This is a genomic window from Ligilactobacillus salitolerans (genome assembly GCF_003864415.1).
GTDB classification, from domain to species: Bacteria; Bacillota; Bacilli; order Lactobacillales; family Lactobacillaceae; genus Ligilactobacillus; species Ligilactobacillus salitolerans.
Genome location: NZ_BFFP01000098.1, coordinates 1 through 644, shown reverse-complemented (window position 1 = coordinate 644; position 644 = coordinate 1). Strand labels below are relative to the sequence as shown.

General features: G+C 36.8%; 1 protein-coding gene. It reads right to left on the bottom strand.

All coding sequences use genetic code 11. The features are described 5' to 3' along the window. A partial coding sequence (locus LFYK43_RS12225) for an SLC13 family permease (protein WP_268227138.1) occupies positions 1-440 on the bottom strand: 440 nt, incomplete at its 3' end. Positions 441-644 lie beyond the last annotated feature (204 nt).

Genomic DNA, 644 nt, shown 5'->3' with positions numbered 1-644 from the left:
ATCAGGACACCAAGATTCATCATCTTTAAGTCGAGCTTCTTATAAATAGGAATAAAGGCTGAACAGCAGATCAAAGTTGTAGTAGTTCCGTCCCCGTTTAATGAGACCATTGCAGCGACTACCGCAGTTCCGACCAAAATTTTTACTGGATCGCCTTTAGCGAGTTTGATCACAAAGGCAGTTACGGGATCGAATAATCCGGCATCCAGCATTAAAGCGAAAAATATAATAGCGAATAAGAGCATAACACCTGTGACAGAGACACTCTCTAAACCTTTGAGAGCCCAAACGCCGATGTGATTTGGATAGAGTTTGAGGAACAATCCAAAAATCGCAAATAGCAGTGGGATGGTGATCAACGCGATAAAAGGCGTCATCTTCTTTTTCATGATCAAAGCCATAAAGACAATGACCATGGCGTACCCTAAAATTGCAAGCATAGGTACAACCTCCTTGATTAAATTATGTAACTTTATGATAAGATTTTATAATCTTGAATTCAATTTCACAATAGTTTGACCGTCATAAACGAACTAAAAAAACACTTGTGGTATTTTTAACAAAACTGACAAAGCAGCATATATTTTATATTACAGTACAAAAGTCAAAGATTTATTTGGAAATAATACTGTTTCTTCGCATTA